The organism is Caballeronia sp. NK8, from assembly GCF_018408855.1.
GTDB lineage: Bacteria > Pseudomonadota > Gammaproteobacteria > Burkholderiales > Burkholderiaceae > Caballeronia.
On record NZ_AP024322.1, the window covers coordinates 613,840 to 639,537 of the forward strand.

Here is a 25,698-nt window from a genome sequence, read left to right on the forward strand (position 1 = left end):
CCATGGTGACGAAGGAAGGATAAACCCGGCAACCACGCGATCCACGATCGCGCACCCTCAAAAGCAGGCAGCGGCATACACGGCACGTGCGGTCATGCATCGAGACCATCCGCTGTGCCCGTGCCAACAAAAAGGAGACGAACTTCCATGAAACGCACTCAACGCATCGTTCGAGCACAACCGCGCGCGCGCCGCGCCGTATCGGTTCTGTCGGCCGCGCTGGCCGCCGCCGCGCTCGTGCCGTTGTCGGGGCATGCCGCGACGACCATCACGATCGCCACGCTGAACAACCCCGACATGATCGAGCTGAAGAAGCTCGCGCCGGCGTTCGAGAAGGCCAATCCCGACATCCAGCTGAAGTGGGTGATCCTCGAAGAAAACGTGCTGCGTCAGCGCGCGACGACCGACATCACCACCAACAGCGGCCAGTTCGACGTGATCACCATCGGCACGTATGAGGCACCGCAATGGGGCAAGCGCGGCTGGCTCTCGCCGATGACCGGCCTGCCCGCCAACTACGATCTCGACGACGTGGTGAAGACCGCGCGCGACGGCCTCTCGTCCGGCGGCGTGCTTTATGCGCTGCCGTTCTACGTCGAAAGCTCGATGACGTACTACCGCAAGGATCTGTTCCAGGCGGCGGGCCTCAAGATGCCCGACCAGCCAACCTACGACCAGATCAAGCAGTTCGCCGACAAGCTCACCGACAAGTCCAAAGGCCAGTACGGCATCTGCTTGCGCGGCAAGGCGGGTTGGGGCGAGAACATGGCGTTCGTGTCGACGGTCGTGAACACCTTCGGCGGCGAATGGTTCAACGAGAAGTGGCAGGCGCAGCTCGACACGCCCGAATGGAAGAAGGCGGTCGGCTTCTACGCGGATCTGCTGAAGAGCGACGGGCCGCCGGGAGCGAGCTCGAACGGCTTCAACGAGAACCTCACGCTGATGTCCTCCGGCAAGTGCGCGATGTGGATCGACGCGACCGTCGCCGCGGGCATGCTCTACAACAAGTCGCAGTCGCAGGTGTCGGACAAGATCGGCTTCGCGGCCGCGCCAATCGCTGTCACGCCGAAGGGCTCGCACTGGCTGTGGTCGTGGTCGCTCGCGATTCCGAAGACCTCGAAGCAGCAGGACGCCGCGAAGAAGTTCGCCGCGTGGGCCACCTCGAAGGAATACATCGAGATGGTCGGCAAGGACGAAGGCTGGGCGTCGGTGCCGCCGGGCACGCGCAAGTCGACCTACGCGCGCCCCGAGTACAAGCAGGCCGCGCCGTTCGGCGACTTCGTGCTCAAGGCGATCGAGACCGCGGACCCGAACGATGCGACGCTCAAGAAGGTGCCGTATAGCGGCATCCAGTTCGTCGGCATTCCGGAGTTCCAGTCGTTCGGCACGGTGGTCGGCCAGTCGATCGCGGGTGTCGTCGCGGGTCAGACGGGCGTCGATCAGGCGCTGAAGGCGGCGAACGCAGCCGCGGATCGCGCCGTGAAGCAAGCTGGCTATCAGAAGTAAATCCGCGCGGTACACGGGCCGTTTCATCATGAAACGGCCCGCAGGCATCATCATCGAGAGGTGAAACGATGAGTCAACTGAATCCCCCCATCACCGATCATCCTCTGGAGGAGTCCGCCGCCGAGCGCGACAAGCGGCGCGCGAAGTCGGTGCGCTGGCTGATCTCGCCATCGACCGGACTGCTCTTCCTGTGGATGGCCATTCCGCTCGCGATGACGATCTGGTTTTCGTTCTCGCGCTACAACCTGCTGAATCCCGATGTCAAAGGCTTCGCGGGCTTCGACAATTTCGAGTTTCTCGTCACCGATCCGGCCTTCGGTCCGTCCATCGGCCATACGCTGACGCTGATCATTTCGGTGCTCGTGATCACAGTCGTGGGCGGCGTGCTGCTCGCCGTGCTGTTCGACCGCAAGTTCGTCGGGCAAGGCATCGCGCGGCTGCTCGTGATCGCGCCGTTCTTCGTGATGCCGACCGTGTCCGCGCTCATCTGGAAGAACATGATCCTGCATCCGGTGTATGGCCTGATCGCCAGCCTGATGCGCTCGATGGGCATGCAGCCGATCGACTGGTTCGCCGACTATCCGCTCTTCGCGGTGATCGTGATCGTCGCGTGGCAATGGCTGCCGTTCGCGTTCCTGATTCTGTTCACCGCGATCCAGTCGCTCGATCAGGAGCAGAAGGAAGCGGCGCGCATCGACGGCGCGGGTCCGTTCGCGATGTTCTTCTTCATCACGCTGCCGCATCTGAAGCGCGCGGTCGCCGTGGTCGTGATGATGGAAACCATCTTCCTGCTATCGATCTTCGCGGAGATCTATACGACGACCGGCGGCGGCCCCGGCACCGCGACGACCAATCTGTCGTACCTGATCTACGCGCTCGGCCTGCAGCAGTTCGACGTCGGTCTCGCGTCGGCGGGCGGCATTCTCGCGGTCATTCTCGCCAACATCGTCGCGTTCTTCCTCGTGAGAATGCTCGCGAAGAACCTCAAAGGGGAGTACGAGTCATGAGCACCCAACCGGTTTCAGGCGTGCCGCGGACCACCGCACTCGGTCACGCGAAGAACATCGTGCCCGGCATCGTCGCGTGGCTCGTGTCGATCCTGCTGTTCTTCCCGATCTTCTGGATGACGATCACCGCGTTCAAGACCGAGCAGCAGGCGTATTCGTCCTCGCTCTTTTTCACGCCGACGCTGGACAGCTTCCGCGAAGTGTTCGCGCGCAGCAATTACTTCGGCTTCGCGTGGAACTCGGTGCTGATCTCGCTGGGCGTCACGGTGATCTGTCTGCTGCTCGCCGTGCCGTGCGCCTATGCGATGGCCTTCTTTCCCACCAAGAAGACGCAGTCGGTCCTGCTGTGGATGCTCTCCACGAAGATGATGCCGTCGGTCGGCGTGCTCGTGCCGATCTACCTGCTGTGGAAGAACACGGGCCTGCTCGATACCGTGTCCGGCCTCGTCATCGTGTACACGCTGATCAACTTGCCGATCGCGGTATGGATGGCCTACACGTACTTCAACGAAGTGCCGAAGGACATCCTCGAGGCGGGCCGCATCGACGGCGCGACGACCTGGCAGGAAATCGTCTATCTGCTGATGCCGATGGCGCTGCCTGGTCTCGCATCGACGGGCCTCCTGCTCATCATTCTGTCGTGGAACGAGGCGTTCTGGAGCATCAACCTGTCGAGCTCGAATGCGGCGCCGCTCACGGTGTTCATCGCTTCGTATTCGAGTCCGGAAGGCCTGTTCTGGGCCAAGCTCTCGGCGGCCTCGCTGCTCGCGGTCGCGCCGATCCTGATCGTCGGCTGGCTCTCGCAGAAGCAACTGGTGCGCGGTCTCACGTTTGGCGCGGTGAAGTGAGGATGCGAGCGTGAACCTCACTCCATCCCACGAAGCCAATCTCGAAGATCGCCTGCTGATCTGCGATTGCGACGGCGTGCTCATCGACAGCGAAGCGGTGGCGGCGCGCATGCTCGTCACCGAGCTGGAGGCGCTGTGGCCGGGCGTCGATGTCGAGCCGGTCGTGATGCCGCTGCTCGGCCTGCGCATCGAGGCGGTGCTCGCGAGCGCCGCCGATACGGTGAACCGCACGCTCACGCACGATCAGGTCATCGCGATCCGGCGTTCGGTCGAAGTCGCGGCGATGCAGGCGCCGACCGTGGCGGGCATCGCCGAGGCGCTCGCGGCCGTGCCCTTCACGAAGGCATGCGCGAGCAACAGCTTTTCCACCTATGTCGATGCTGTGCTGCAACGCACCGGCCTGCTGCGCTTCTTCGGCGAGCGGCGTTTCTGCGCCGATATGGTCGAGAATCCGAAGCCAGCGCCCGACGTCTATCTCGCGGCGGCGCGCGCGATGCGTATCGATCCGCTGCGCTGCCTCGTCGTCGAGGACAGCGTGACGGGCGTGACGGCGGCGAAGGCGGCGGGCATGCCGGTGCTCGGTTTCATCGGCGGCGGGCATGCCACTGAAGGACAGATCGGCGCGCTGCAGCGAGCGGGCGCGCAGGCGGTATTCGACGACATGACGCGCTTGCCGGCGCTCGTCGAGCAATGGCTGCAGAACGCGGCGTTCGAAATCAGATAGCGACGGCGCGCGACGCGTCGCCAATGAAGACTGGAGACAGACCATGGCTAGCCTGACACTGCGTAACATCACCAAGCGTTATGAAGAGACCGAGGTGATGCGCAACATCAACCTCGATATCAACGACGGCGAGTTCGTCGTGTTCGTGGGCCCGTCGGGCTGCGGCAAATCGACGTTGATGCGCATGATCGCGGGTCTGGAGGACATCAGCGGCGGCGAGCTGATGATCGACAACACGCGGGTGAACGAACTCGCGCCCGCCAAGCGCGGCATCGCGATGGTGTTCCAGTCGTACGCGCTGTATCCGCACATGACGCTGTACGACAACATGGCGTTCGGCCTGAAGCTCGCGGGCGAAAAGAAGCCCGCGATCGATGCGGCAGTGAAGAACGCCGCGAAGATTCTGCACATCGATCACCTGCTCGATCGCAAGCCGAAGGCGCTGTCGGGCGGTCAGCGCCAGCGCGTGGCGATCGGGCGCGCGATCACGCGCAAGCCGAAGGTGTTCCTGTTCGACGAACCGCTCTCGAACCTCGATGCCGCGCTGCGCGTAAAGATGCGCCTCGAATTCGCGCGCCTGCACGACGACCTCAAGACGACGATGATCTACGTGACGCACGATCAGGTCGAAGCGATGACGCTTGCGGACAAGATCGTCGTGCTGTCGGCGGGGAACATCGAGCAGGTCGGCACGCCGAACACGCTGTATCACGCGCCGGCGAACCGCTTCGTGGCGGGTTTCATCGGCTCGCCGAAGATGAATTTTCTGTCGGGCACGATCGCGCAGGTGCAGAGCGACGGCGTGCTCGTGAAGTACGCGACGGGCGAGACGCAGCTCGCCGGCGTGTTGCCGGGCAACGCGAAGGTGGGCGATGCGGTCACGGTCGGCATTCGTCCGGAGCACTTGCAGCCGAACTCGCCGGGAGCGGGTGATTTCGGTGTTTCCGCATCGGCGATGACGGTCGAGACGCTCGGCGACGCGGCGTATCTCTACGCCGAAACGGACGTCGCGCCGGATGGCTTGATCTCGCGCATTCCGCCGCTGGAGAAGCACGCGCGCGGCGAGAAGCTGAAGCTCGGGGCGTCGGCGGAGCATTGCCATCTGTTCAACGCGGAAGGGCAGGCGTTCACGCGCAAGGTCGTGGATTCGTGGCTGCGGGAGCATGCGACAGCGGCATGAGCTTGTCGACGATGCAACGGCGGCGCCATCCGAAAGGACGGCGCCGTTGTTTTTTGCGGGGCATGGGAGAAGCGCGATAATCGCGGTTACGACCGTTCACACTCGATGACCGGCGCATTCCCACCCGATATCGCCATGCCTGTCCTGACCGAACTCTTCGTCTATCCGATCAAATCCTGCGCGGGCATTTCCCTGCGCCGCGCAACGCTTTTCGACACGGGGCTCGAATACGACCGCCACTGGATGGTGACCGACGCGTCGGGCGGCATGTTCACGCAGCGCACGCATCCGCGCATGGCCTTGATCAGAACCGCGTTCGACGGCGACGATCTCGTGATCGATGCGCCGGACATGCCGACGCTGCGCACGCCCTTGCGCACCGAAGCGCTGACCGATGCGCAGCCGATGCACGCGACCGTCTGGCGCGATACCGTCGATGCGCTCGATACCGGCGCGTACACCGCGCAATGGTTCACTGCGTTTCTCGGCCTGCCCGCGCGCCTCGCGCGCTTCGCGCCGACGGCACGCCGCGATGTCAGCGACGAATGGACCGCGCCGCTTGCCGCGCATACGCGTTTCGCGGATCAATTTCCGCTGCTGGTGCTCGGCCAGGCATCGCTCGACGATCTCAACGCGCGTCTGTCGACCAAGGGCGCGCCGGGCATCGCCGCCAATCGCTTCCGGCCGAATCTCGTGATCGGCGGGCTCGATGCGTATGAGGAGGATTTCGTCGGCGAGATGCAGATTCGCGTGCCGGAACGCGACGTGCGATTTGTGCGATTACGCCTCGTGAAGCTGTGCACGCGCTGTCCGATTCCGTCGATCGATCAGGAGACGGGCGCGCCGAATCCGTCGTGGCCGCACGAGCCGCTTGACACGATGAGCGCGTATCGCGGCAGCGACCAGTTCGACGGCGCGCTGACTTTCGGCAAGAACGCGATCATCGTGGCAGGCGAGGGCGTCATCCTGGAAGTCGGGCAGGAAGTGGCAGCCGAAATCGACTTCTGACGCGTCACGCGTCGAGTGCCGCCTTCGCGCACAACTCGTCGGTCACGAGCCCCGACAGCCACTGGCCTTTCAGCGCGGCGATCAGCGCCTCGCGTTTGCGTTGGCCGCCCGCGAAGCCGATCGTCGGGCGTTTCGGCGGCGTGTCGAGTTTGAGGCTCGTCACGCGCGCGCCGGTCTTCGATGTCACGCGCTTGCCATCGGCATTGATCGGCAGCCCGAGCCATTCGGCCACGGCGCCCGCGCCCATCATCTCGTCGACTTCCGCGCGCGTGATGAAGCCGTCTTCGTGCAGCGGACAGTTCACGCCCACGTTGCCGATGCCGACGAACGCCACATCCGCCTGCTGCGCGAGCGCGCTGACGATGCGATACAGCCGGTGATTGACCCACTGTGCGCGCTCGGTTTCGCTGTCGGCCATGAGCGGCGCGGGCAGCATGAAGTGCTTGCCGCCGGTCTTTTCCGATAGCTGCTGCGCGACGTCGTAGCGATTCGACGAACCGTCCTGCGCGATGGCGCCGACCATCGACACGAAACGATGCTGCGGCCGGTCCAGCTGGCCGATCTGCGCGACACAGGCCTTCAGCGTGCGCCCGCTGCCGATCGACACCACGAGCGGTTTCTCTTCGAACAGATAGCGCTCCATCACCTGCGCGCCCGCGACGGCGAGCTTGCGGTCGATCTGCTCGGGGGCGTCGCCGTCGATGGGGACGACTTCGCACATCGCGAGGCCGTAGCGGTCGCTGAGCGCCTTGGCGAGCGACAGACAATCGGCGATGCGATGATCGACCCGCACGCGGATCAGGTTCTTTTCGACGGCGAAGGCGACGAGGCGCTGCGCCACCGGACGGGAGATTTGCAGTTTTTCTGCAATCTCGTTCTGGGTGTTGCCGGCGACGTAGTAGAGCCACGCTGCGCGCGTTGCGAGGTCGAGTTTTTCAGTGGACTTGGGCACTGGTGGTTTGGCTTTTTGTTTTGTTGTTTTTTGGGGAGTGTTGCCGGATCCCGTTGGCGTGTCGGTTTATTGGCGTTACCCCGTACAGGGCAACGCTAGCAGACTGACACGCCGACAAGTTCCATAGAAGCCCACCCGCACCACAAAATCAAGCCAACCTCGGCCGCGCCGGATCGAACAACGGCCTCACATGCTGATAAAGCTCCCGAAACCCTTTCAACCGCTGCCGAAGCATCTCATGCCGCTGCGGGTTCGGCGTGAACTCCTGCTTGATCTCGGGCTTGGCGAGCACCGTCGCCGGATCGCCCCCCGCTGCGAGCCACCCGAGCCGCGCTGCGCCCAGCGCCGCACCGGTTTCGCCGCCACCGTGCGTGCGAGTCGGGGTATCGAAAGCATCGGCGAACATCTGCGCCCAGTACGCGCTGCGTGCACCACCGCCGAGCATCGACAACGCCCGCGCCTGCGTACCCGCCGATTGCAGCGCATCGAGACCATCGGTCAGCGAGAGCGTCACGCCTTCGAGCACAGAATAGCCAAGCAAGGCGCGATCGGTCGCATGGGTCATGCCGAAGAACACACCTTGCGCGTACGGATCGTTGTGCGGCGTGCGCTCGCCGCTCAGATACGGCAGAAAGAGCGGCGCCGAAGGCAGCACATCGGCAGGCAAGGCTTCGATTTCCGCGAGCAACGTAGGCTCGTCCGTCGACGTCAGCTTGCACACCCAGCGCAGACAGCTCGCCGCCGACAACACCACGCTCATCTGATGCCAGCGATCCGGAATCGCGTGGCAGAACGCATGCACCGCCGACGCCGGATTCGGCCGGAAACGATCGCCGATCACGCACAGCACGCCCGACGTGCCGAGCGAGAGAAAGCCATCGCCCGGATCGGTCGCGCCGATGCCCACCGCGCTCGCGGCATTGTCGCCGCCGCCCGCCGCGACGATCACGCCTTCGCCCAGGCCGAACTCGCGCGCGAGCTCGGGACGCAACGTGCCCGAAGGCGCACTGCCCTCGGCCAGCGACGGCATCTGCTGGCGCGACATGCCGCACGCGGCGAGCAGCTCGTCGGACCAGTCGCGACGCGCGACGTCGAGCCACAACGTGCCGGCCGCGTCCGACGGATCGGATACCTTCGTGCCCGTCAGATGCATCCGCAGATAATCCTTCGGCAGCAGCACGCACGCGGTCTGCTTGAAGATTTCCGGTTCGTTGTGCGCGACCCACAGCAGCTTTGGCGCGGTGAAGCCGGGCATCGCCAGATTGCCGGCGATCTCGTGCAGGTTCGGCGCGCGCTCGTAGAGTTCGGCGCACTCCTTGTCGCTGCGCATGTCGTTCCAGAGGATCGCGGGCCGCAGCACGTTGTCGTGTGAATCGAGCAGCACCGCGCCGTGCATCTGGCCCGAGAGGCCGATGCCGCGCACCTGCGCGAATTCATCGGGAAACTTTTCGCGCAGCTTGAAGAGCGCGGCGCGCGTGCCTTCCCACCAGTCGAGCGGATTCTGCTCCGACCAGCGCGGCTTCGGACGCGATACGGTGAACGGCGTGCCCGCCGTGCCGATCACGGCGCCATCGGCGGCGAGCAGCAGGACTTTCACTTCGGAGGTGCCGAGGTCGATGCCTAAGTACATGAACGGACCCTTTGTCGTTGCCGGGAACGAACCCGGCCAATGGCCAGGCGTGACGCCAATCCAGCGGGAGGCGCTAATTTAACGCCACGCAGCGCGCCGCGCCATGGGCACATTACCCGAGCGGCGCGGCTGATGGTTACGCGATGCGACAGGAACGGTGATAACGCGTTGCTTATGGCCGCGCGTTACGGTCGATTCGCAAGCCACGCATCGACCTTCGCGATCGCGTTGCGCATCACGCGCTCCAGCCCTTCGGTCTGCGCCATGCTGCCCCACAGGAGCTTGTCGCCGGTGAATGCCTTGATCGGATCCGGCGCCGTGAAGAAGCCGTGCGCGACAGCCGGGTCCATCACGCCATCCTGATACGCATAAGGCAGCTTGTCTTCGTGCCAGCGTTCGAGGAAGCGGAAGAAGAGCGCGGGCAGGATGGCGGTCGAATCCGGATCGACGTTGCGCGCGAAGCATTCGGAGAGCGTCGGCGCGATGAAGCCGGGGAGCTTCGAGAAGCCATCGGCGGCGACGCGCTGGTTCGTGTCCTTGATATACGGATTGCTGAAGCGGTCGAGCACGACATCGCGATACTTCGCGAGATCGATCGGGCTCGGTGTTAGGCAGGGAATCACGTCATCGGTGACGTAGGCATCCGCGAGCGCGCGGATTTCCAGGTCCTGCGTGCCTTCGTGGATATATTGCAAGCCGACGAGCGTGCCCGCCCACGCGATGCAGCTATGGCTCGCATTGAGGATGCGGATTTTCGCCTCCTCGTACGGATGCACCGATTCCACCATCTCCGCGCCGACCTTCTCCCACGCGGGCCGCCCGGCAATGAAGTTGTCCTCGATCACCCACTGGATGAACTTTTCGCCCATCACCGGCGCGCGATCGTCGAAGCCCGTCGCGGCCTTCACGCGCTCAGCGACATCGGGCGTCGGACGTGGCGTGATGCGGTCGACCATCGCGTTCGGACACGACGTGTTCGCGATCATCCACTCGCGCAGCGCGTGCTCGCCGCGCCGCTCCAGAAATTCGAGCATGCCCGCCTTGAAGCGGTCGCCGTTGCTGCGCAGGTTGTCGCAATTCTGCAGCGAGACCGGGCCCGCGCCGCTCTTCATGCGCGCATCGAGGATGGCGGCAAGCGCGCCGTAAATAGTCGTCTTCGCGCCTTTGAGGTCGGCGGCGAGATCGGGGTTGGCCGTGTCGAGCTTGTCGTGCTCGTCGAGGTAGTAGCCGCCTTCGGTGACGGTGAAGGACACGATTCTGCACGCCGGATCCGCGCCCGTCGCGATGAGCGCGCTCAGGTCCGCCGACCACGGCACGACCTTCCTGATCGCGCGGATGGTTTCGTACTCGCGCTCGCCCTTCGGCGTGACGGTTTCCAGCGTGTATTCGCCGTTCTGCGCGGCCAGCGCGTCGAGCACCGCGTTCATGTCGCCGCGAATATTGCCGACGGCGAGCGACCAGCGCGTATCGCCTGTCTCGATCAGTCGATGCAGATACCACGCCTGATGCGCGCGATGAAAAGACCCGGCGCCGATGTGCAGGATCACGTTGGCTTCGCTAGTCATGTCGTCTCTTCCTCTGATTGGCTGTGCGCCCGTTCTGCGCGGACGGCGGTTCGCGATGCCGCGCGATCACGGTCAAGGCGGCTGAGTGAGCATTTGCTCTGCGGATGGTCTAATGATCGTATTCGCTCGGGCGAAAGTCAAGACGCGGTGCATCGTGCGATGGCGCGCAATTTACGCACCCCTGCGGCGCACAAATTCCGTCGGCGGCAGCGGATCGGGAATAACCCGGATAGTCAACTCGACGGCCATTGAACGAAGGTGCGTGAGCCAATTGCCTATAACGATAGGCGGAAAAATAGAACGCGGGAGACAGACATGGATTACGTGATCGGCATCGACATCGGCACACAGAGCACGAAGGCGTTGCTCGTCGATACCAGCGGCGCGATCGTCGCGCAGCATTCGAGCGCCTATCATCCGGACACGCCGAAGCCCTTGTGGGCGGAGCAGTGGGCGTCGGTGTGGTTCGATGCCGTGACGGCGTGCATCGCGGGCGTCGTGTCGAAGGCGCGGGAAAAGGGCGTCGCGGCAAGCGATGTCAAGGCGCTTTGCGTGAGCAGTCTCTACGGCGGCTCGGGCATTCCCGTCGACGAGAACATGGAGCCGCTTTATCCGTGTCTCATCTGGATGGACCGGCGCGCGACGGCGGAGGTCGAGTGGGTGCGCGAGCATGTCGACATGAAGCGTCTGCAAACGATCACGGGCAACGGCGTGGACAGTTACTACGGGTTCACGAAGATGCTCTGGCTGCGCAATCACCAGCCCGACGTATGGCAGAAGACGCGCTATTTTCTGCCGCCCAATGCGTTCGTGATCCAGCGTCTGACGGGTGAACTGGCCGTCGATCATAGTTCGGCGGGGAACCTCGGCGGCGTGTATGACGTCGCGGCGCGCGCATGGTCGCAGGACGCGCTCGACATGCTCGGCATACCCGCTTCGATGATGCCGCAGCGGCTCGTCGAATCGTCGGAAGTGGTGGGCGGGCTCGCGCCGGAGTGGGCCGGCAAGCTGGGTCTGGCGGCGGGCACGCCGGTCGTCGCGGGTGGCGTCGATGCGGCCGTCGCGACCTTCGCGGCGGGCGTCACGAAGGCGGGTCATCACGTCGCGATGATCGGCACCAGCATGTGCTGGGGCTATATCAACCAGACGGTCGATGCGAGTCACGGGCTCGTGTCGATGCCGCATGTGTACAACGGCAAGCACGATCTGTATGTGTTCGGCGGCGCGAGCACGGCGGGGCAGTGTGTGGCGTGGTATCGCGATCAGTTTTGCCAGGGGGAGATCGCCGCGGCGAAGGCGCTGCCGCATGGCGATCCGCATCGCTTGCTGGAAGAGGCCGCGTCGCAGGTTGCGGCGGGTTCGGATGGCGTCGTGTTTCTGCCTTATCTGATGGGCGAGCGCAGCCCGGTCTGGGATGCCCACGCGAGCGGCACGTTCGTCGGGCTCAATCTGTTTCATACGCGTGCGACGCTTTATCGTGCGGTGCTCGAAGGGGTTGCGTTTGCGTTGAAGCACAACATGGAGGCGGGGCGCCGTGGAGCGCAGTCGCTGGATGACCGGTTGATCGTCGTGGGCGGCGCGGCGCATTCGGATCTGTGGATGCAGATCATCGCGGATGTGACCGGGTATCCGGTGCTGTCGATTGAGCAGGACGTCGAAGCGGCGATGGGTGCGGCGTTGCTGGCGGCGCTGGGGGCGGGGCTCGTGTCGAGGGAGACCGCCGAAGGCGGGTGGGTGACGTTGATCGAGCGGGCTCGGCCGGAGCAGGCGCGGGAGAGGGTCTATGCGGAACGCTTCGAGGTTTATCGGGAGATCTATCCGGCGTTGAAGCCGCTGATGCATCGGTTGAGGGGGTGAGGGTGGGGGTGACGCGAATTCAGGATTCCATAGAAGCCCCCAAAACCCTACCGCCCACCCAACACCGGATGCGAATCAAAAACCGGCCCCTGCACAAAATGCACATCGAACTGCTGCAACGCATTGAACTGCGCTTCATCGCAGACATTGGAAAAGATGAGCGGAATCCTCAACCGATGCGCATAAGCCACCAGATGCTTCACCACTGAATCCCGCAGGGCCGCCCCCGCATCCATCTTGATGAAGTCGAGCCGCGCCATATCCGACACCGCCATGATCTGCCCTGCATTGGGCAAATTCCCCGCGACCTTGAACCCGTAGTGTTGATAGCTCTTGGTGAGATACCCAAGAAACGTCTTGTGCGCGACCGCCGCCGCAGGCAATTCGATCACCACCCGTGACGGGCTCATCCCGAACTCCGTCAGCACCGAAGAGAAGTGCAGCCCATGGTCATACTTCACGCTCTTCAAAAGCCGCTCATGCACACGCAAGAAGAGCAAGCCCGGCCGATGCGGCCCGAAGAAGTTGAACGCATGCAGCGCACGCGATAGCCGGTCCAGCGCGACCAGCTCGCGATCGTCTTCCAGTTGCCCGAAAGGATCGCGCGGCGCATCGCCCTGAATCAGGGTCAGCGCCTGCACGCCGAGCTCATCGCCGAACCGCTCGGCGCTCTCCGGCGATGCGCTCAAGGTCTGCGGAAAACTATGCGTGCCGACATCGAAGATCGGCTCGTAAGCGCTCGAAATGCACAAGTCGCGGTAATGCGCGATCGCCTCGCCCGCATGCTCGTTCTCGCCGAGCACGACATGCGCGCCAAGAAACGGATGTTCCGCGGCGCGGGCGACGAGTTCAGGCAGGGACGGGGCGATCATGGATGGAGCGTTCGGTTTATGGAGGCGTGCCGCACCGGCGATTGTCGTTTGAATGGTCGATGGTATCAGCGCGCAACACCGCGTCCAGCACCAAATTCACATATTGATATGCCGGAAGAAGCGCGTCGATTAAGGGTTTACGATGAATTTCACTAATCGTAATTGGTTTTACTATGCGTAAAACGCAGCGACAACGCGCTCGCACCCATTCTTTCGTCGAGGATTTCGACCATGCCAACGTTCGAGACGCACACGGACGCGAACCAGCACTATCAATCCGGCTTCGCCAACGACTTCGCCACTGAGGCGCTGCCGGGCGCGCTGCCGATCGGCCGCAACTCGCCGCAACGCGCCGCCTACGGCCTCTATGCCGAGCAGCTTTCGGGTACCGCCTTCACCGCGCCGCGCGCGCACAATCGCCGCTCGTGGCTCTATCGCATCCGGCCGGGCGCGGTGCACAAGCCGTTCACGCGCGTGCCCGCCGACGCGCTGCGCGCGAAGCTCGTCGCCAATTTCGCCGACGTGCCCGCGACCCCGCCCAATCAACTCCGCTGGGACCCGCTGCCGATGCCCGCCGCGCCGACCGACTTCATCGACGGCTGGGTGACGATGGCCGGCAACGGCGCCGCCGAAGCGATGTCCGGCTGCGCGATTCACCTTTACGCGGCGAACCGCTCGATGCAGGACCGCTTCTTCTACAACAGCGACGGCGAATTGCTGATCGTGCCGCAGCAAGGCCGCCTCGCGATTGCGACCGAACTCGGCAAGGTGGATGTCGAGCCGTACGAGATCGCGGTGATTCCGCGCGGCGTGCGCTTTTCGGTGGCATTGCCCGACGGCGAAGCGCGCGGCTACATCTGCGAGAACTTCGGCGCGCTGCTGCAGTTGCCGGATCTCGGGCCGATCGGCTCGAACGGACTCGCGAATCCACGCGACTTCCTCACGCCACACGCCGCCTATGAAGACCGCGAAGGCAGATTCGAACTCGTCACCAAGATGAACGGTGTGCTGTGGCGCGCGGATATCGGTCATTCGCCGCTCGATGTCGTCGCGTGGCACGGCAACTACGCGCCGTACAAGTACGATCTGCGCCACTTCAACACCATCGGCTCGATCAGCTTCGACCATCCCGATCCGTCGATCTTCCTCGTGCTGCAATCGCCGAGCGACACGCCGGGCGTCGACACGATCGACTTCGTGATCTTCCCGCCGCGCTGGCTCGCAGCCGAAGATACGTTCCGCCCGCCGTGGTTCCATCGCAATGTCGCGAGCGAGTTCATGGGCCTCGTGCACGGCGTCTACGATGCGAAGGCCGAAGGCTTCGTGCCCGGCGGCGCGAGTCTGCACAACTGCATGTCGGGGCACGGGCCGGATGCGGAGACCTTCGAGAAGGCGTCGAAGAGCGATACCTCGAAGCCCGCGAAGGTCGATGCCACGATGGCCTTCATGTTCGAGACGCGCACGCTCATCAAGCCGACGCAGTTCGCGCTCGAAACCGCGCAGTTGCAGGCGAACTACTACGAGTGCTGGCAAGGCCTCACGAAACACTTCAACCCGGAGCAACGATGAACGACGCGCTGCAGGCCACACTCGCGCCCGCCCTGAAAAGCTGGATCGAATCCGCGAACGATCCCGCGAGCGACTTCCCCATCCAGAATCTGCCATTCGGCGTATTCAGCGACGCGGTGAATCCGCAACCGCGCGCGGGCGTCGCGATCGGCGACTGGATCGTCGATCTGGCCGCGCTCGAACGCGCCGGCCTCGTCGATGCGCAAGGCGCGTTCGACAAGCCGCGCCTGAACGACTTCATCGCGCTCGGCCGCGAGAAGTGGCGTGAAGTGCGTATCGCGTTGAGCGGTCTGCTCGCGCACGGCAACGCGATCTTGCGTGACGATGAAACACTGCGCCGCCGCGCGCTCGTGCCGCGCCCGGATGCGACGATGCATCTGCCCGTCGAGATTCCCGGCTACACGGATTTCTATTCGTCGAAGGAGCACGCGACGAACGTCGGCTCGATGTTCCGCGATCCGAAGAACGCGTTGTTGCCGAACTGGTCCGAGATGCCGATCGGCTATAACGGGCGCGCGTCGTCGGTCGTCGTGAGCGGTACGCCGGTGCGCCGGCCCAATGGCCAGATCAAGCTGCCGGATCAGGATCGTCCGGTCTATGGCGCGTGCCGCAAGCTCGATATCGAGCTGGAGACGGGCTTCATCATTGGACGGGGCAATGCGCTCGGCGAGCCGATCGCGTGCGAGGACGCGGAAGCGCATATCTTCGGCATGGTGCTGCTCAACGACTGGAGCGCGCGCGACATCCAGCAATGGGAATACGTGCCGCTCGGGCCGTTCAACTCGAAGGGTTTTGCGACCACCATTTCGCCGTGGATCGTCACGCTCGACGCGCTCGAGCCGTTTCGCGCCGCGACGCCCGCGCAGGAGCCGAAGCCGCTCGCGTATCTGCGCCACGCGGGCGATCACGCGTTCGATATCGAACTGGAAGTGTTGCTGCGGGCCGAGGGCGCGCGACAGCCGGCCAGCATTTCGCGCACCAACTTCAAGCTCATGTATTGGTCGATGGCGCAGCAGCTCGCGCATCACACGGTTGGCGGCTGCAATACGCGCGTCGGCGATCTGATGGGCTCGGGGACGATCAGCGGAGCGACGCCGCAATCGTGCGGCAGCCTGCTCGAAAGCACGTGGAACGGGCAGCGGCCGTTGAAGCTGGAAGAGGGCGTCGAGCGCGTGTTCCTGCAGGATGGGGATGAAGTCACCTTGCGGGGATGGTGTCAGGGGGAGGGCTATCGCGTAGGGTTCGGGGAATGTGCTGGGCGGGTTCTGGCGGCGCTTGCCTGAGCTTTTTCTGTGTGTCGTGTCGCCGGATCCCGTATTCGTGTCGGTCTATTGGTGTTGCCCCTGTGCGGGGCGGCAGTCACTTTCTTTGCTGCTGCAAAGAAAGTAACCAAAGAAAGCAGCTTGAGACGCCCGCGGTCACACGCAATTTGGGTGTTCTTCTCGTTGATCGTGGGCTCAGTAGCGAGTGCCCTCGTAGGCCTAACCGGGCGTGGACCGCGCACGGTCTGACGAGCTAGAACGTATAGCGTGCTGGTTCAGCACGAAAGGGCTTCGGCACAGCGCTTCGCGCTGCCGTTGGGTATGCAAGGGAAACCAACGAAAAAAGCGAAACGCCGAAGCACAGAAGCACAGAAGCACAGAAGCACACGCATCCCCGATGTACCCGTCGGCCGCGCAGCGGGCCGGAGCCATTTCGTGCTGAACCAGTCACACATGCGGCGCGATGTCACAGACCGTGCGCGGACCAAGCCCGATGTGGCCTGTGAGGGCACTCGCTACAGAGGCCACGAGCGAGGAGAAGGATACCCAAATTGCGTGTGACCGCGGGCGTCTCGAGCTGCTTTCTTTGGTTACTTTCTTTGCAGCAGCAAAGAAAGTGACTGCCGCCCCGCACAGGGGCAGTGCAAATAGACCGACACGAATACGGGATCCGGCGACACCTCAGCATCCCTAAAGACGCGTCGTGCCATTGCGCCATTCCCACCAAACGGCCACCAAAAAAGCCCCCGCCGCCGCAGTCAAAACGCCAATCAAGGCATCCGCGCCGACGCGCTGCATCAACGTCCCCGCAACGATCGGACCGCCGAAGCTCGCCACGCTCCACGACGCCCCGACGATCGCCGTCGCCGACACGAGCGTCGGCCCGCGGAAGCGCTCACCGCACGCGACGATCGACAGCGTATAGACGCTGCCCGCCGCCGCGCCGATCACCAAGAGCAGCGGCCAGCAGATCCACGGATGCGCGACCGCCCACGGCAGCAGCGGCAACAGCACCACCACGACGACCCCCGCACCCGCATGCACCTTCGCGCGCCCGCTGCGATCGGCAAGCCAGCCGATCGGGAATTGCATCGTCGTGTCGCCGAACAGGATCGCGGAGGCGAACAGCACGCCGGTCTCCTCGCCGATACCGTGCGACATCGCGAAGAGCGGCATCAGCGAGAGCGCGAGCGTGTCGAAGAGCGCGAAGAAGCCCGTGCCGATCACGAGCGCCGGCATGCGCGGCAGCACGTGCCGCCAGTCGCCGTGCTCGCCTTCGCCGTCGCCCGAAGCGAGCGCGTGCGGCGTGCCGCGTATCGACGCGAGCGCGGGCAACGCCAGCAGAAAGATCGCGCCGCAAATCGCGAAGCGCATCGACGGCAGGCCGCCGATCATGCTGACGAGCACCGGGCCGGTCATCTGAAAGAGCGTGAAGTTGGTCGCGTAGATGGCGACGACGCGGCCGCGCGTCGCATCGTCGGCGAGCTGCGTGACCCACGCCTCGCCGATCGTGAAAAGCAGCATCAGCGCCGCGCCGCACAGGAAGCGCAGCACGGCCCACAGCCACAGATCCACGGTGAACTGCATCGCGATGGTGGACAGCGCCGCGACGATCACCGTGCCGACGATCGTCTCGCGCGCGCCGCAACGCACGGCGACGCGGCTCGCGAACGGCGCGACCGCGAGGCCGCCGCCCGCCTGCATGGCAGTCATCAGGCCGACCATGCCGGTGCCGTAGCCCGCTTGCGTCAAGGCGAGCGCGGTCAGCGGCAGCGTCGCGCCCAGACCGAGGCCGACCACCGCGACGCTCAGGATCAGCGCCAGAAAATCACGCGAGAGAATGCCCTTCATGCAACGTACCGCCCGCGAAAGATCAGGCGGCTTGTCCGATCGAAAGACGGCGCGCGCGCTTGTCGAGCGTCGCCGACAGCAATGTGAGACCGAACGCGCTCGCCGCCATCATGATGCCGACCCACGGCAGCGACGTGAGCGGCGCGCCCGCGCTGATCACGCAGCCGCCGAGCCACGCGCCCGTCGCGTTGCCGAGGTTGAACGCGCCCTGATTCAACGTCGACGCAAGATTGGGCGCGTCGCTCGCGCGGTTCACGATCAGCATCTGCAACGGCGGCACGATCGCGAACGCGAGCACGCCCCAGAAGAAGATCGTGATCATCGCCGAAACGGGCTCGTGCATCGTGCCGGCGAAGATCGTCAGAATGACGACGATCGCGAGCAGGAAGGTCAGCAGCGAGCGCAGCAGCTTCCAGTCCGCGAGCTTGCCGCCGAGCGTGCTGCCCACCGTCAGGCCGAGGCCGAAGAGCAGCAGCACGTAGGTGACCGCGTGCGGCGAAAAGCCCGTGATGTCTTCGAGGATCGGCGTGATATACGTGAACACCGAGAACAGACTGGCCGACGCGAGCACGCTGATGCCGAGCACCATCAGCACTTGCGGGTTCTTGAGCACGTCGAATTCGCGCAGGATGCTGGTATCGCGCATCTCGATGTGCTTCGGCAGGCACACGGCGAGCGCGCCCGCCGCCGCGATGCCGATCAGCGTCACGACCCAGAAGGTCGCGCGCCAGCCGGCCGCCTGGCCGAGCGCGGTGCCGAGCGGCACGCCGAGCACGTTGGCGAGCGTGAGTCCGGTGAACATCAGCGCGATCGCCTGCGCGCGGCGGTTCGGTGCGACCAGATCCGCGGCGACCACCGAGCCGATGCCGAAGAATGCGCCGTGACAGAACGCCGTGACGATGCGCGCGCCCATCAGCACCCAGTAGTTCGGCGCGAGCGCGCACAGCAGATTGCCGACGATGAACACGCCGATCAGGTTCATCAGCGCTTTCTTGCGCGGCATCTTCGCGGTGACGACGGCGAGAATCGGCGCGCCAATGGTGACGCCGAGCGCATAGCCGGAAACGAGCATGCCGGCAGCCGGAATCGACACCGCGAGATCGCGCGCGACATTGGGCAGCAGGCCCATGATGACGAATTCGGTCGTGCCGATGCCGAACGCGGCAATGGCGAGAGCGACGAGGGGCAGAGGCATGGCGGAGGGCGCGCGCGGTGTCACGCTTCACGCGCATCGTCGGATTGAGCGATGCAGGCGCAAAGGCGGAGTTGAAGGCCCGGATTGTACCGAAAGGTAATTTTCGATGCTGGTATAAACCCTGATATCGGCTGCCACGCGCCGCGTCGCGTCCGAACGGATATTCTTCCGGACGCGACGACGGCGCATGAGTCTTGCCAGCGCGCCGCAGCCATGCGTCAGATGTTTCCGGTAACACGCTCGCGGCCGCGCATTCCTTGCGCGCCATCGGCGTGGGAGAGTGTTGGAAAAACGCTGCAACTATCGAACGAACATGTCACCGACAAAAATCTGTATCCGCTTCGCCATCGCGTCCGCGTTGCTGCTCGGCGCGCTCGCGCACGCCCAGAGCGATGCCGCCGGTCCCATCGCCACGAAGGCGGGCGCGCTGCATTTCCTGCGCGACGAATCCGGCATGGCCGCGCTCATCGACACGCAGGTGTTCGATCGCTTCGACGCGAAACGCATCGCGCACTTCGACGAAACGTCCGGCGCGAGTGATACCGTCACCCGCATGCTCGTGCAATCCGATACCGGCCCGCTGCTCTACGACTTCCGCCGCAATCCGCCGCTCGTGCAGCGCGTGAATCAGCGCATGACGGTCAGGCGCGTGTTCTGGCAGGGCGAGGAAGTGGTGATGCAATCGAATCTCGGCTGGTACGGTTTCCAGCGCGGCAAGCTCACGAAGCTGCAATCGTCGACGACGACCTATCACTGAGCGGGAACACGCGTTCGCCGGCGATCACATAGAGCGCTTCGCCGCGCACGTGGCCGTTCACCTCGAAGCCGCCCGTGAACGCGCCGAACGCCGGCAGCACGCCCGCGCGCGCGCCGAAGCGAAAGCACGGCAGGCGCGCACGGTCGACACGCGTCGCGAGCCGGTACACCGGATGCTCGTGGCCGGCGAGCGCGTAAGCGCCATCGACCGTCTGCGGATGATGGCAAAGCGCCCACGGCCCGAGCGCATGCGGCTCCTTCACGACATCGACGCCGAACAGGGCGGGCAGCGCGCCCGCGTGCCTGTCGTGATTGCCTTCGACGAGCACGAGCGCGAGTTCGCGATGTTTCGCGCGCCACGCGGCGAGCGCGTCGAGCGTTTCGGCGGCGTGCGATTCGCGCGCGTGCAGCAGATCGCCGAGAAAGACGATCGACTCCGGCCGATGCGCGGCGACGAGCGCATCGAGCCGCGCCAGACTCTCGCCGGTCGTGCCGACAGGCACCGGAATGCCGCGCGCGCGAAACACCGCGTCCTTGCCGAAATGCGCATCGGCGATGAAGAGGCTTTTGGCCTGCGGATCGAACGCCGCGCGTTCCGCCGACAACACGAGCGCGTGGCCGTTCACATCGATGGTCAGTGCTTCCATTTATGCTTTCGCCGCCTTCTCCAGATCCGCGAGCATGCGCTCGACGCGATCCGACAGCTTCTCCGTGCTCACCTTCTCCCGCAAGCGCGCGACGATCAGCGGAAACGCGAAGGGCGTCGGCTTCTTCGGGTGCGTGAGCGCGAGCCGGCTGTCGCTCATGCGTTCGAGCGCGGCGCGGATGCGTCCGAGTTCCAGTTCCTGCAGCATCACTTCCTGATCAGCCTGCGTGAGCAGCAGATTGCCGCTGTCGTGCTTGCGGAAGACTTCGTAGAACAGTCCGCTCGACGCCTGCAACTGGCGCGCGCTTTTCTGCTGCCCCGGATGACCTTGATAGATCAGCCCCGACACGCGCGCGATCTCGCGAAAGCGCCGCGCCGAAAGCTCGGACGCGTTGAGGCTCGCGAGAATGTCGTGCTCCAGATTCTGCGGCGAAAAGAGTCCTTTCGCGATGAGCGTCTCCCAGTCGAACGGCTTGGCCGACAGCAGTTCGAAGCCGTAATCGTTCATCGAAATGGAAAACGTGCCCGGCTGGTCGCGTGACGCGCGCCAGCCGAACAGCGATCCCAGACCGATATGCGCCATGCGGCCCGCGAACGGATAGCAGAAAAAGTGATGCCCTTCGCGCGAGCGCACCAGTTCGACGACGAGCACGCCGGGTCCCGGCAAGGCCGACCATTTCGCCTGCAAGTCGAGCAGCGGTTTGACGGCGCGCATCTCGGGCTCGTCGTAGATGCCGTCGCTGGCGCGCGCGAGCATCACGAGCGCGGCGTCCGCGAGTTCCGACGAGAGCGGCATCTTGCTGCCCGCCCATTGCGGCATCGCACCGCGCGACGAGGTCGCGCGCTTCACATAGGCGGTCATGTCGCGCACGCGCACGAGTTCGAGCGCGCGTCCGCCGAAGGTGAAGACATCGCCGGGCTTCAGACGCGAGATGAACGATTCCTCCATGGCGCCGATGCGCCCGCCCGTCATGTACGCCACGTTGATGGTTGCGTTTGCAACGATCGTCCCGACGTTGTTGCGATGCCTGCGCACGAGATCCTCGCGCGGCACGCGATACACGCCGTCATCGCCTTTCACGACGCGATGAAAGTCCGGATACGCCCCGAGCGACGCGCCGCCGCGCTCGACGAACGCGAGCGCCCAGTCGAACTCCGGCTGCGTGAGATCGCGGTATGCATACGCGCTGCGGACTTCATCGAGCATCTGCGCCGCTGTGAAGCCGCCGCCGATCGCCACCGTCACGAGATGCTGCACGAGCACGTCGAGCGGCTTCAACGGCATGTCGCGTCCTTCGATGCGACGTTCCTGGATCGCCCAGCGCGCCGCCGCCGCTTCGACGAGTTCGAGCGCGTGCGTCGGCACGATCGTCACGCGCGACACGCGGCCCGGCGCGTGACCCGAGCGTCCCGCGCGCTGCATGAGGCGCGCGACGCCCTTTGGCGAGCCGATCTGGAACACGCGATCGACCGGCAGGAAATCGACGCCCAGATCGAGGCTCGACGTGCACACGACCGCCTTCAGTTGCCCGTTCTTGAGTCCCTGTTCGACCCAGTCGCGCACCTCCTTGTCGAGCGAACCGTGATGCAGCGCGAGCAGGCCCGCCCATTCCGGCCGCAGTTCGAGCAGTGCGCGATACCAGATTTCCGCTTGCGAGCGCGTGTTGGTGAAGACGAGCGAGCTTTGCGCCTGATCGACTTCATCGGCGACGGGTCCGACTTGCCGCACGCCGAGATGCCCGCCCCACGGAAAGCGCTCGATCGTGTCGGGAATCAGCGTATCGACGACGAGCGTCTTGGGCTGCGCGCCGCGCACGACCACGCGCGGCGTCTTCACGGGATGCAGCAGGGCGTCGTGCGCGAGGGCGAGATTGCCGAGCGTCGCGGACAGGCCCCAGATCTGCAGATCGGGCCGCCAGTGCGCGAGCCGCGCGATCGCGAGTTGCGTCTGCGTGCCGCGCTTGTTGCCGAGCAACTCGTGCCATTCATCGACGACGATCATGCGCAAGTGCTTGAGTTCCTCCTGCGCATTGGCGCGCGTGAGCATCAGCGTGAGGCTTTCGGGCGTCGTGACGAGCGCGGACGGCATGCGCCGGCTCTGCCGCGCACGTTCGGTCGACGACGTGTCGCCGGTGCGCAGCCCGACCGTCCACGGCACCGACAGCGCGCTCACCGCGCTTTGCAGCGCGCGGGCGCTGTCGGCGGCGAGCGCGCGCATCGGCGTGATCCAGAGGACGGTGAGCGGCGCGGGCAGCGCGGCCGGTTTCGGCGGCGCGTGCGCATAGGCCGCGAGCGCGCCGAGCCAGACTGCCCATGTCTTGCCCGCGCCGGTCGTCGCGTGCAGCAGACCGCTCGCGCCGCGTTCGATTTCACGCCACGCCTCGCGCTGAAACGCGAAGGGCTGCCAGCCGCGTTCGTCGAACCAGCGCGCGATGCGCTCGTCGATCGGCCTGGCGGCTTCGTTCGCGTCGAACGCGAATGGCGCGGGCGTGAACTCGGCTACGGCATCGAGTTTCGCCTGCGCCGCGCGGGTACGCGGCACGCGGCGAGGACGCGGCGCGCTCATGCCGTCGCCTCGTTCAGAAAGCCCTTGAGGATGTCGAGCGTATCGGCGTCTTCGATCTGCTTGTCGGTGCGCCAGCGCAGCATGCGCGGAAAGCGCACCGCGATGCCCGACTTGTGGCGCGGGCTCGCCTGTATGCCTTCGAAGCCGATCTCGAAGACGAGCGTGGGCGTGACGCTGCGCACCGGTCCGAACTTCTCGATGGTCGTCTTGCGCACGATCGCATCGACCTGGCGCATTTCCTCGTCGGTCAGACCGGAATAGGCTTTCGCGAACGGCACGAGCGTGCGCGTGCCATCGGCTTCGTCCCAGACGGCGAAAGTGAAATCCGTGTAGAGGCTCGCACGGCGGCCGTGGCCGCGCTGCGCGTAGAGCAGCACGGCGTCGATCGAATATGGATCGATCTTCCACTTCCACCATGTGCCCGATGCCTTCGTGCGCCCGACGCCGTACATCGACGCGCGCTCCTTGAGCATCAATCCTTCGACGCCGCGCGCGCGGCTTTCGTCGCGCAATGCAGCGAGCGCCGTCCAGTCCGATGCGACGACCATCGGCGACACGCGCAGCAAGTCCACGGCGAGATCGGACGCGAGCGCGTCGAGCTTCGCGCGGCGCGCATCGAGCGGCTCGGTGCGCAGATCGCGGCCGTCGGCTTCGAGCAGATCGTAGGCGAGCAGCGCGGCGGGTGAATCGGCGAGCACTTTTTTGGTGAGCGACTTGCGCGTGATGCGCGGCTGCAAACGCGCGAACGGCAGCGGCGCGTTCGCGCCCGGTTCCCACGCGAGAATCTCGCCGTCGATCACGGTGCCGTCCGGCAGCGCGGCGCCGAGCGCGGCGAGCTCGGGAAAGCGCTCGGTGACGAGATCCTCGCCGCGCGACCAGATCCACACGCGGCCCGCGCGCTTCACGAGCTGCGCGCGTATGCCGTCCCACTTCCATTCGACGATCCAGCCGGCGGGCGAACCGAGCGTCGCCGGATCGGCCTGCAGCGGATGGGCGAGAAAGAACGGATAGGGCAGGCCGAGATCGCTTTCGTGCGGCGTATCGACATCGTCGCCTTCGGCAGCGGGCGCGATCAGCCGCAGATAACGCGCGGCGCTCGGTGTCTGACGCGAATCGGTCCAGCCGACCATGCGTTGCGCGATACGCTTGTGATCGACGCCCGCGACGGCGGCCAGCGCGCGCACGACGAGCTGCCGCGCGACGCCCACGCGAAAGCCGCCGCCGATCAGCTTCGTCAGGAGAAAGCGCTCGCTCCAGTTCAGTTCGTCCCAGTAGCCCAGCAGCCGTTCGCGCAACTCAGCCGGATTCGCGCCGCGCAACGTCAGCACGCGGTCCTCGATCCACTGCGCGAGCCCGAGCGACGATTCGCCCGACGCGGGCGGCAACACATGCGCGATGGTTTCGGCGAGATCGCCGACCGCCTGATACGACTCCTCGAAAAGCCATTCCGGCAGACCCGCGCGTTCGCGCGCGAACTCGGTGATGAGGCGCGTCGGCACCGACTGGCGCGGCTTGCCGCCCGCGAGAAAGTACGACGCCCACGCTGCGTCTTCCGGTTCCGCGCCCGAGAAATACGCGATCAGCGCTTCGAGCTTTTCGTTGGTCGAGGTGGTCGCGTCGAGCGCGGCGTAGAGCGTCGCGAAGCGTTTCATGATGCCTGGGCCGTGTCGGCTTCGATGGCGTCGTCGCCGTATTCGGTCTTGAAGGCGCCCGCGTCCAGTCCCTGCTCGCGCAGCCAGCGCACCATCGGCTCGATCTGTCCGTGGGTGACGATAACGCGTTGCGCGCCCGTCGCGCCGATCGCGAGTTGCAGGCCCGGCCAGTCGGCGTGATCGGACAGCACGAAGCCACGATCGACACCCTTGCGGCGGCGTGTTCCGCGCAGACGCATCCAGCCGGACGCGAAGGCATCGCTGTACTCGCCGAAGCGGCGCATCCACGTGCTGCCTTGCGCGGACGGCGGCGCGACGATCAGCGCGCCCTTGAACGCGGCCTTGTCCTTCGCGGCGATCTCGCTGACGGGCCGCGTGTGCGGCAGCGCAACGCCGGCCTCGCGGTACGCGCGATTGAGCGGCTCGACCGCGCCGTGACAGAAGATCGGCCCGATGGCGGCATCGACGCCCGCGAGCAGGCGCTGCGCCTTGCCGAACGAATAGCAGAACAGCACCGACGCGCGCCCTTGCGCCGCGTTGTGCCGCCACCATGAATCGATGCCGTCGAAGACGTCCTGCGAGCGGTCCCATCGATAGATCGGCAGGCCGAACGTCGATTCGGTGATGAAGGTGTCGCAGCGCACGGGCTCGAACGGCGCGCAGGTCGGATCGGGTTCGACCTTGTAATCGCCGGACGCGACCCACACGCGCCCCTTGTATTCGACGCGCACCTGCGCCGAGCCCAGCACGTGTCCGGCGGGATGCAGCGACACGCGCACCCCGTTCACGTCGATGGCTTCGCCATAGGCGAGCCCTTGCACGTCGATGCCGGGCAGCCGCGACAACAGCACGCCGACGCCCGGTTGCGCGGCGAGATAGCGCGCGTGGCCGAAGCGCGCGTGATCCGCATGAGCATGCGTGATGACGGCGCGTTCGACGGGCCGCCACGGGTCGATATGGAAGTTGCCCGGCACACAGAAAAGTCCTTCGGGCCGCGCGACGATGAGATCGGAAGAAGTGTCCACAGGTCGATGGGCAATGCGTGTGTGACA

General features: G+C 65.2%; 19 protein-coding genes and 1 pseudogene. 10 read left to right on the plus strand and 10 right to left on the minus strand.

Features of this window, described 5'->3' with window-relative positions:
• Positions 1-147: 147 nt before the first annotated feature.
• The 6 genes and pseudogenes from NK8_RS02875 (at position 148) to NK8_RS02900 (ending at position 6,273) form a co-directional block, all read left to right on the plus strand.
• Positions 148-1,506, plus strand: coding sequence for a sugar ABC transporter substrate-binding protein (locus NK8_RS02875; protein WP_213227315.1), 1,359 nt, complete (start codon positions 148-150; stop codon positions 1,504-1,506).
• A gap of 68 nt (positions 1,507-1,574) precedes the next feature.
• Entirely contained in the window at positions 1,575-2,513 is a 939-nt protein-coding gene (locus tag NK8_RS02880; RefSeq protein WP_213227317.1) for a carbohydrate ABC transporter permease, read from the plus strand.
• Positions 2,514-2,572: 59 nt separating this feature from the next.
• Positions 2,573-3,361: pseudogene (locus NK8_RS02885) on the plus strand (carbohydrate ABC transporter permease); the annotation flags it as partial.
• A 10-nt stretch (positions 3,362-3,371) separates the two neighbouring features.
• The gene (locus NK8_RS02890; protein WP_213227319.1) at positions 3,372-4,085 is read left to right on the plus strand and encodes an HAD family phosphatase; all 714 of its coding nucleotides are present in this window, start codon (positions 3,372-3,374) and stop codon (positions 4,083-4,085) included.
• 43 nt (positions 4,086-4,128) lie between these two features.
• The gene (locus NK8_RS02895) at positions 4,129-5,265 is read left to right on the plus strand and encodes an ABC transporter ATP-binding protein (protein WP_162065010.1); all 1,137 of its coding nucleotides are present in this window, start codon (positions 4,129-4,131) and stop codon (positions 5,263-5,265) included.
• A 135-nt stretch (positions 5,266-5,400) separates the two neighbouring features.
• The gene (locus NK8_RS02900) at positions 5,401-6,273 is read left to right on the plus strand and encodes an MOSC domain-containing protein (RefSeq protein WP_213227321.1); all 873 of its coding nucleotides are present in this window, start codon (positions 5,401-5,403) and stop codon (positions 6,271-6,273) included.
• Positions 6,274-6,277: 4 nt separating this feature from the next.
• On the opposite strand, the gene NK8_RS02905 is transcribed toward NK8_RS02900, so the two are convergent.
• The 3 genes from NK8_RS02905 to dalD form a co-directional block, all read right to left on the minus strand.
• Positions 6,278-7,225, minus strand: coding sequence for a sugar-binding transcriptional regulator (locus tag NK8_RS02905; RefSeq protein WP_162065012.1), 948 nt, complete (start codon positions 7,223-7,225; stop codon positions 6,278-6,280).
• Between the two features lie 148 nt (positions 7,226-7,373).
• Complete coding sequence (gene xylB / locus NK8_RS02910) at positions 7,374-8,855, minus strand: xylulokinase (RefSeq protein ID WP_213227323.1); 1,482 nt, start codon at positions 8,853-8,855, stop codon at positions 7,374-7,376.
• A gap of 185 nt (positions 8,856-9,040) precedes the next feature.
• Complete coding sequence (gene dalD, locus NK8_RS02915; protein ID WP_213227325.1) at positions 9,041-10,420, minus strand: D-arabinitol 4-dehydrogenase; 1,380 nt, start codon at positions 10,418-10,420, stop codon at positions 9,041-9,043.
• 315 nt (positions 10,421-10,735) lie between these two features.
• Here dalD and NK8_RS02920 point away from each other — a divergent pair, with 315 nt between their 5' ends.
• Positions 10,736-12,277 carry an FGGY-family carbohydrate kinase gene (locus tag NK8_RS02920; RefSeq protein ID WP_213227327.1) on the plus strand — a complete coding sequence of 514 codons (1,542 nt, stop codon included), beginning with the start codon at positions 10,736-10,738 and terminating at the stop codon, positions 12,275-12,277.
• Between the two features lie 47 nt (positions 12,278-12,324).
• Here the strand turns inward: NK8_RS02920 and NK8_RS02925 are convergent, their stop codons facing one another.
• Complete coding sequence (locus tag NK8_RS02925) at positions 12,325-13,149, minus strand: EAL domain-containing protein (RefSeq protein WP_213227329.1); 825 nt, start codon at positions 13,147-13,149, stop codon at positions 12,325-12,327.
• A gap of 231 nt (positions 13,150-13,380) precedes the next feature.
• On the opposite strand from NK8_RS02925, the gene hmgA reads away from it, so the two are divergent.
• Both hmgA and fahA read left to right on the plus strand, forming a co-directional pair.
• Positions 13,381-14,718, plus strand: coding sequence for a homogentisate 1,2-dioxygenase (gene hmgA, locus NK8_RS02930; RefSeq protein ID WP_213227331.1), 1,338 nt, complete (start codon positions 13,381-13,383; stop codon positions 14,716-14,718).
• A complete protein-coding gene (gene fahA, locus NK8_RS02935; RefSeq protein ID WP_213227333.1) occupies positions 14,715-16,001 on the plus strand; it encodes a fumarylacetoacetase in 1,287 nt (428 codons plus the stop codon). The genes hmgA and fahA overlap by 4 nt, the downstream gene beginning before the upstream one ends.
• Before the next feature lie 669 nt (positions 16,002-16,670).
• Here the strand turns inward: fahA and NK8_RS02940 are convergent.
• Positions 16,671-17,831, minus strand: a complete 1,161-nt coding sequence (locus NK8_RS02940; protein WP_213227335.1) for an MFS transporter — start codon at positions 17,829-17,831, stop codon at positions 16,671-16,673.
• A 22-nt stretch (positions 17,832-17,853) separates the two neighbouring features.
• Positions 17,854-19,026, minus strand: a complete 1,173-nt coding sequence (locus tag NK8_RS02945; protein ID WP_162065020.1) for an MFS transporter — start codon at positions 19,024-19,026, stop codon at positions 17,854-17,856.
• 313 nt (positions 19,027-19,339) lie between these two features.
• On the opposite strand from NK8_RS02945, the gene NK8_RS02950 reads away from it, so the two are divergent.
• Positions 19,340-19,783, plus strand: coding sequence for a hypothetical protein (locus tag NK8_RS02950; protein WP_213227337.1), 444 nt, complete (start codon positions 19,340-19,342; stop codon positions 19,781-19,783).
• Here NK8_RS02950 and pdeM read toward each other — a convergent pair.
• From pdeM to NK8_RS02970, 4 genes are read right to left on the minus strand one after another with little or no spacing between them, the layout of a single operon-like run.
• A complete protein-coding gene (pdeM, locus tag NK8_RS02955; RefSeq protein ID WP_213227339.1) occupies positions 19,746-20,429 on the minus strand; it encodes a ligase-associated DNA damage response endonuclease PdeM in 684 nt (227 codons plus the stop codon). The genes NK8_RS02950 and pdeM overlap by 38 nt on opposite strands.
• Positions 20,430-22,994: a ligase-associated DNA damage response DEXH box helicase gene (locus tag NK8_RS02960; protein WP_213227342.1), complete on the minus strand. Its 2,565-nt coding sequence runs from the start codon at positions 22,992-22,994 to the stop codon at positions 20,430-20,432.
• Complete coding sequence (locus NK8_RS02965; protein ID WP_213227345.1) at positions 22,991-24,646, minus strand: ATP-dependent DNA ligase; 1,656 nt, start codon at positions 24,644-24,646, stop codon at positions 22,991-22,993. Before NK8_RS02965 ends, NK8_RS02960 begins: the two co-directional genes overlap by 4 nt.
• Positions 24,643-25,671 (minus strand): ligase-associated DNA damage response exonuclease, encoded by a 1,029-nt coding sequence (locus NK8_RS02970; RefSeq protein WP_213227347.1) that lies wholly within the window; start codon positions 25,669-25,671, stop codon positions 24,643-24,645. The genes NK8_RS02965 and NK8_RS02970 overlap by 4 nt, the downstream gene beginning before the upstream one ends.
• Positions 25,672-25,698: the final 27 nt, after the last annotated feature.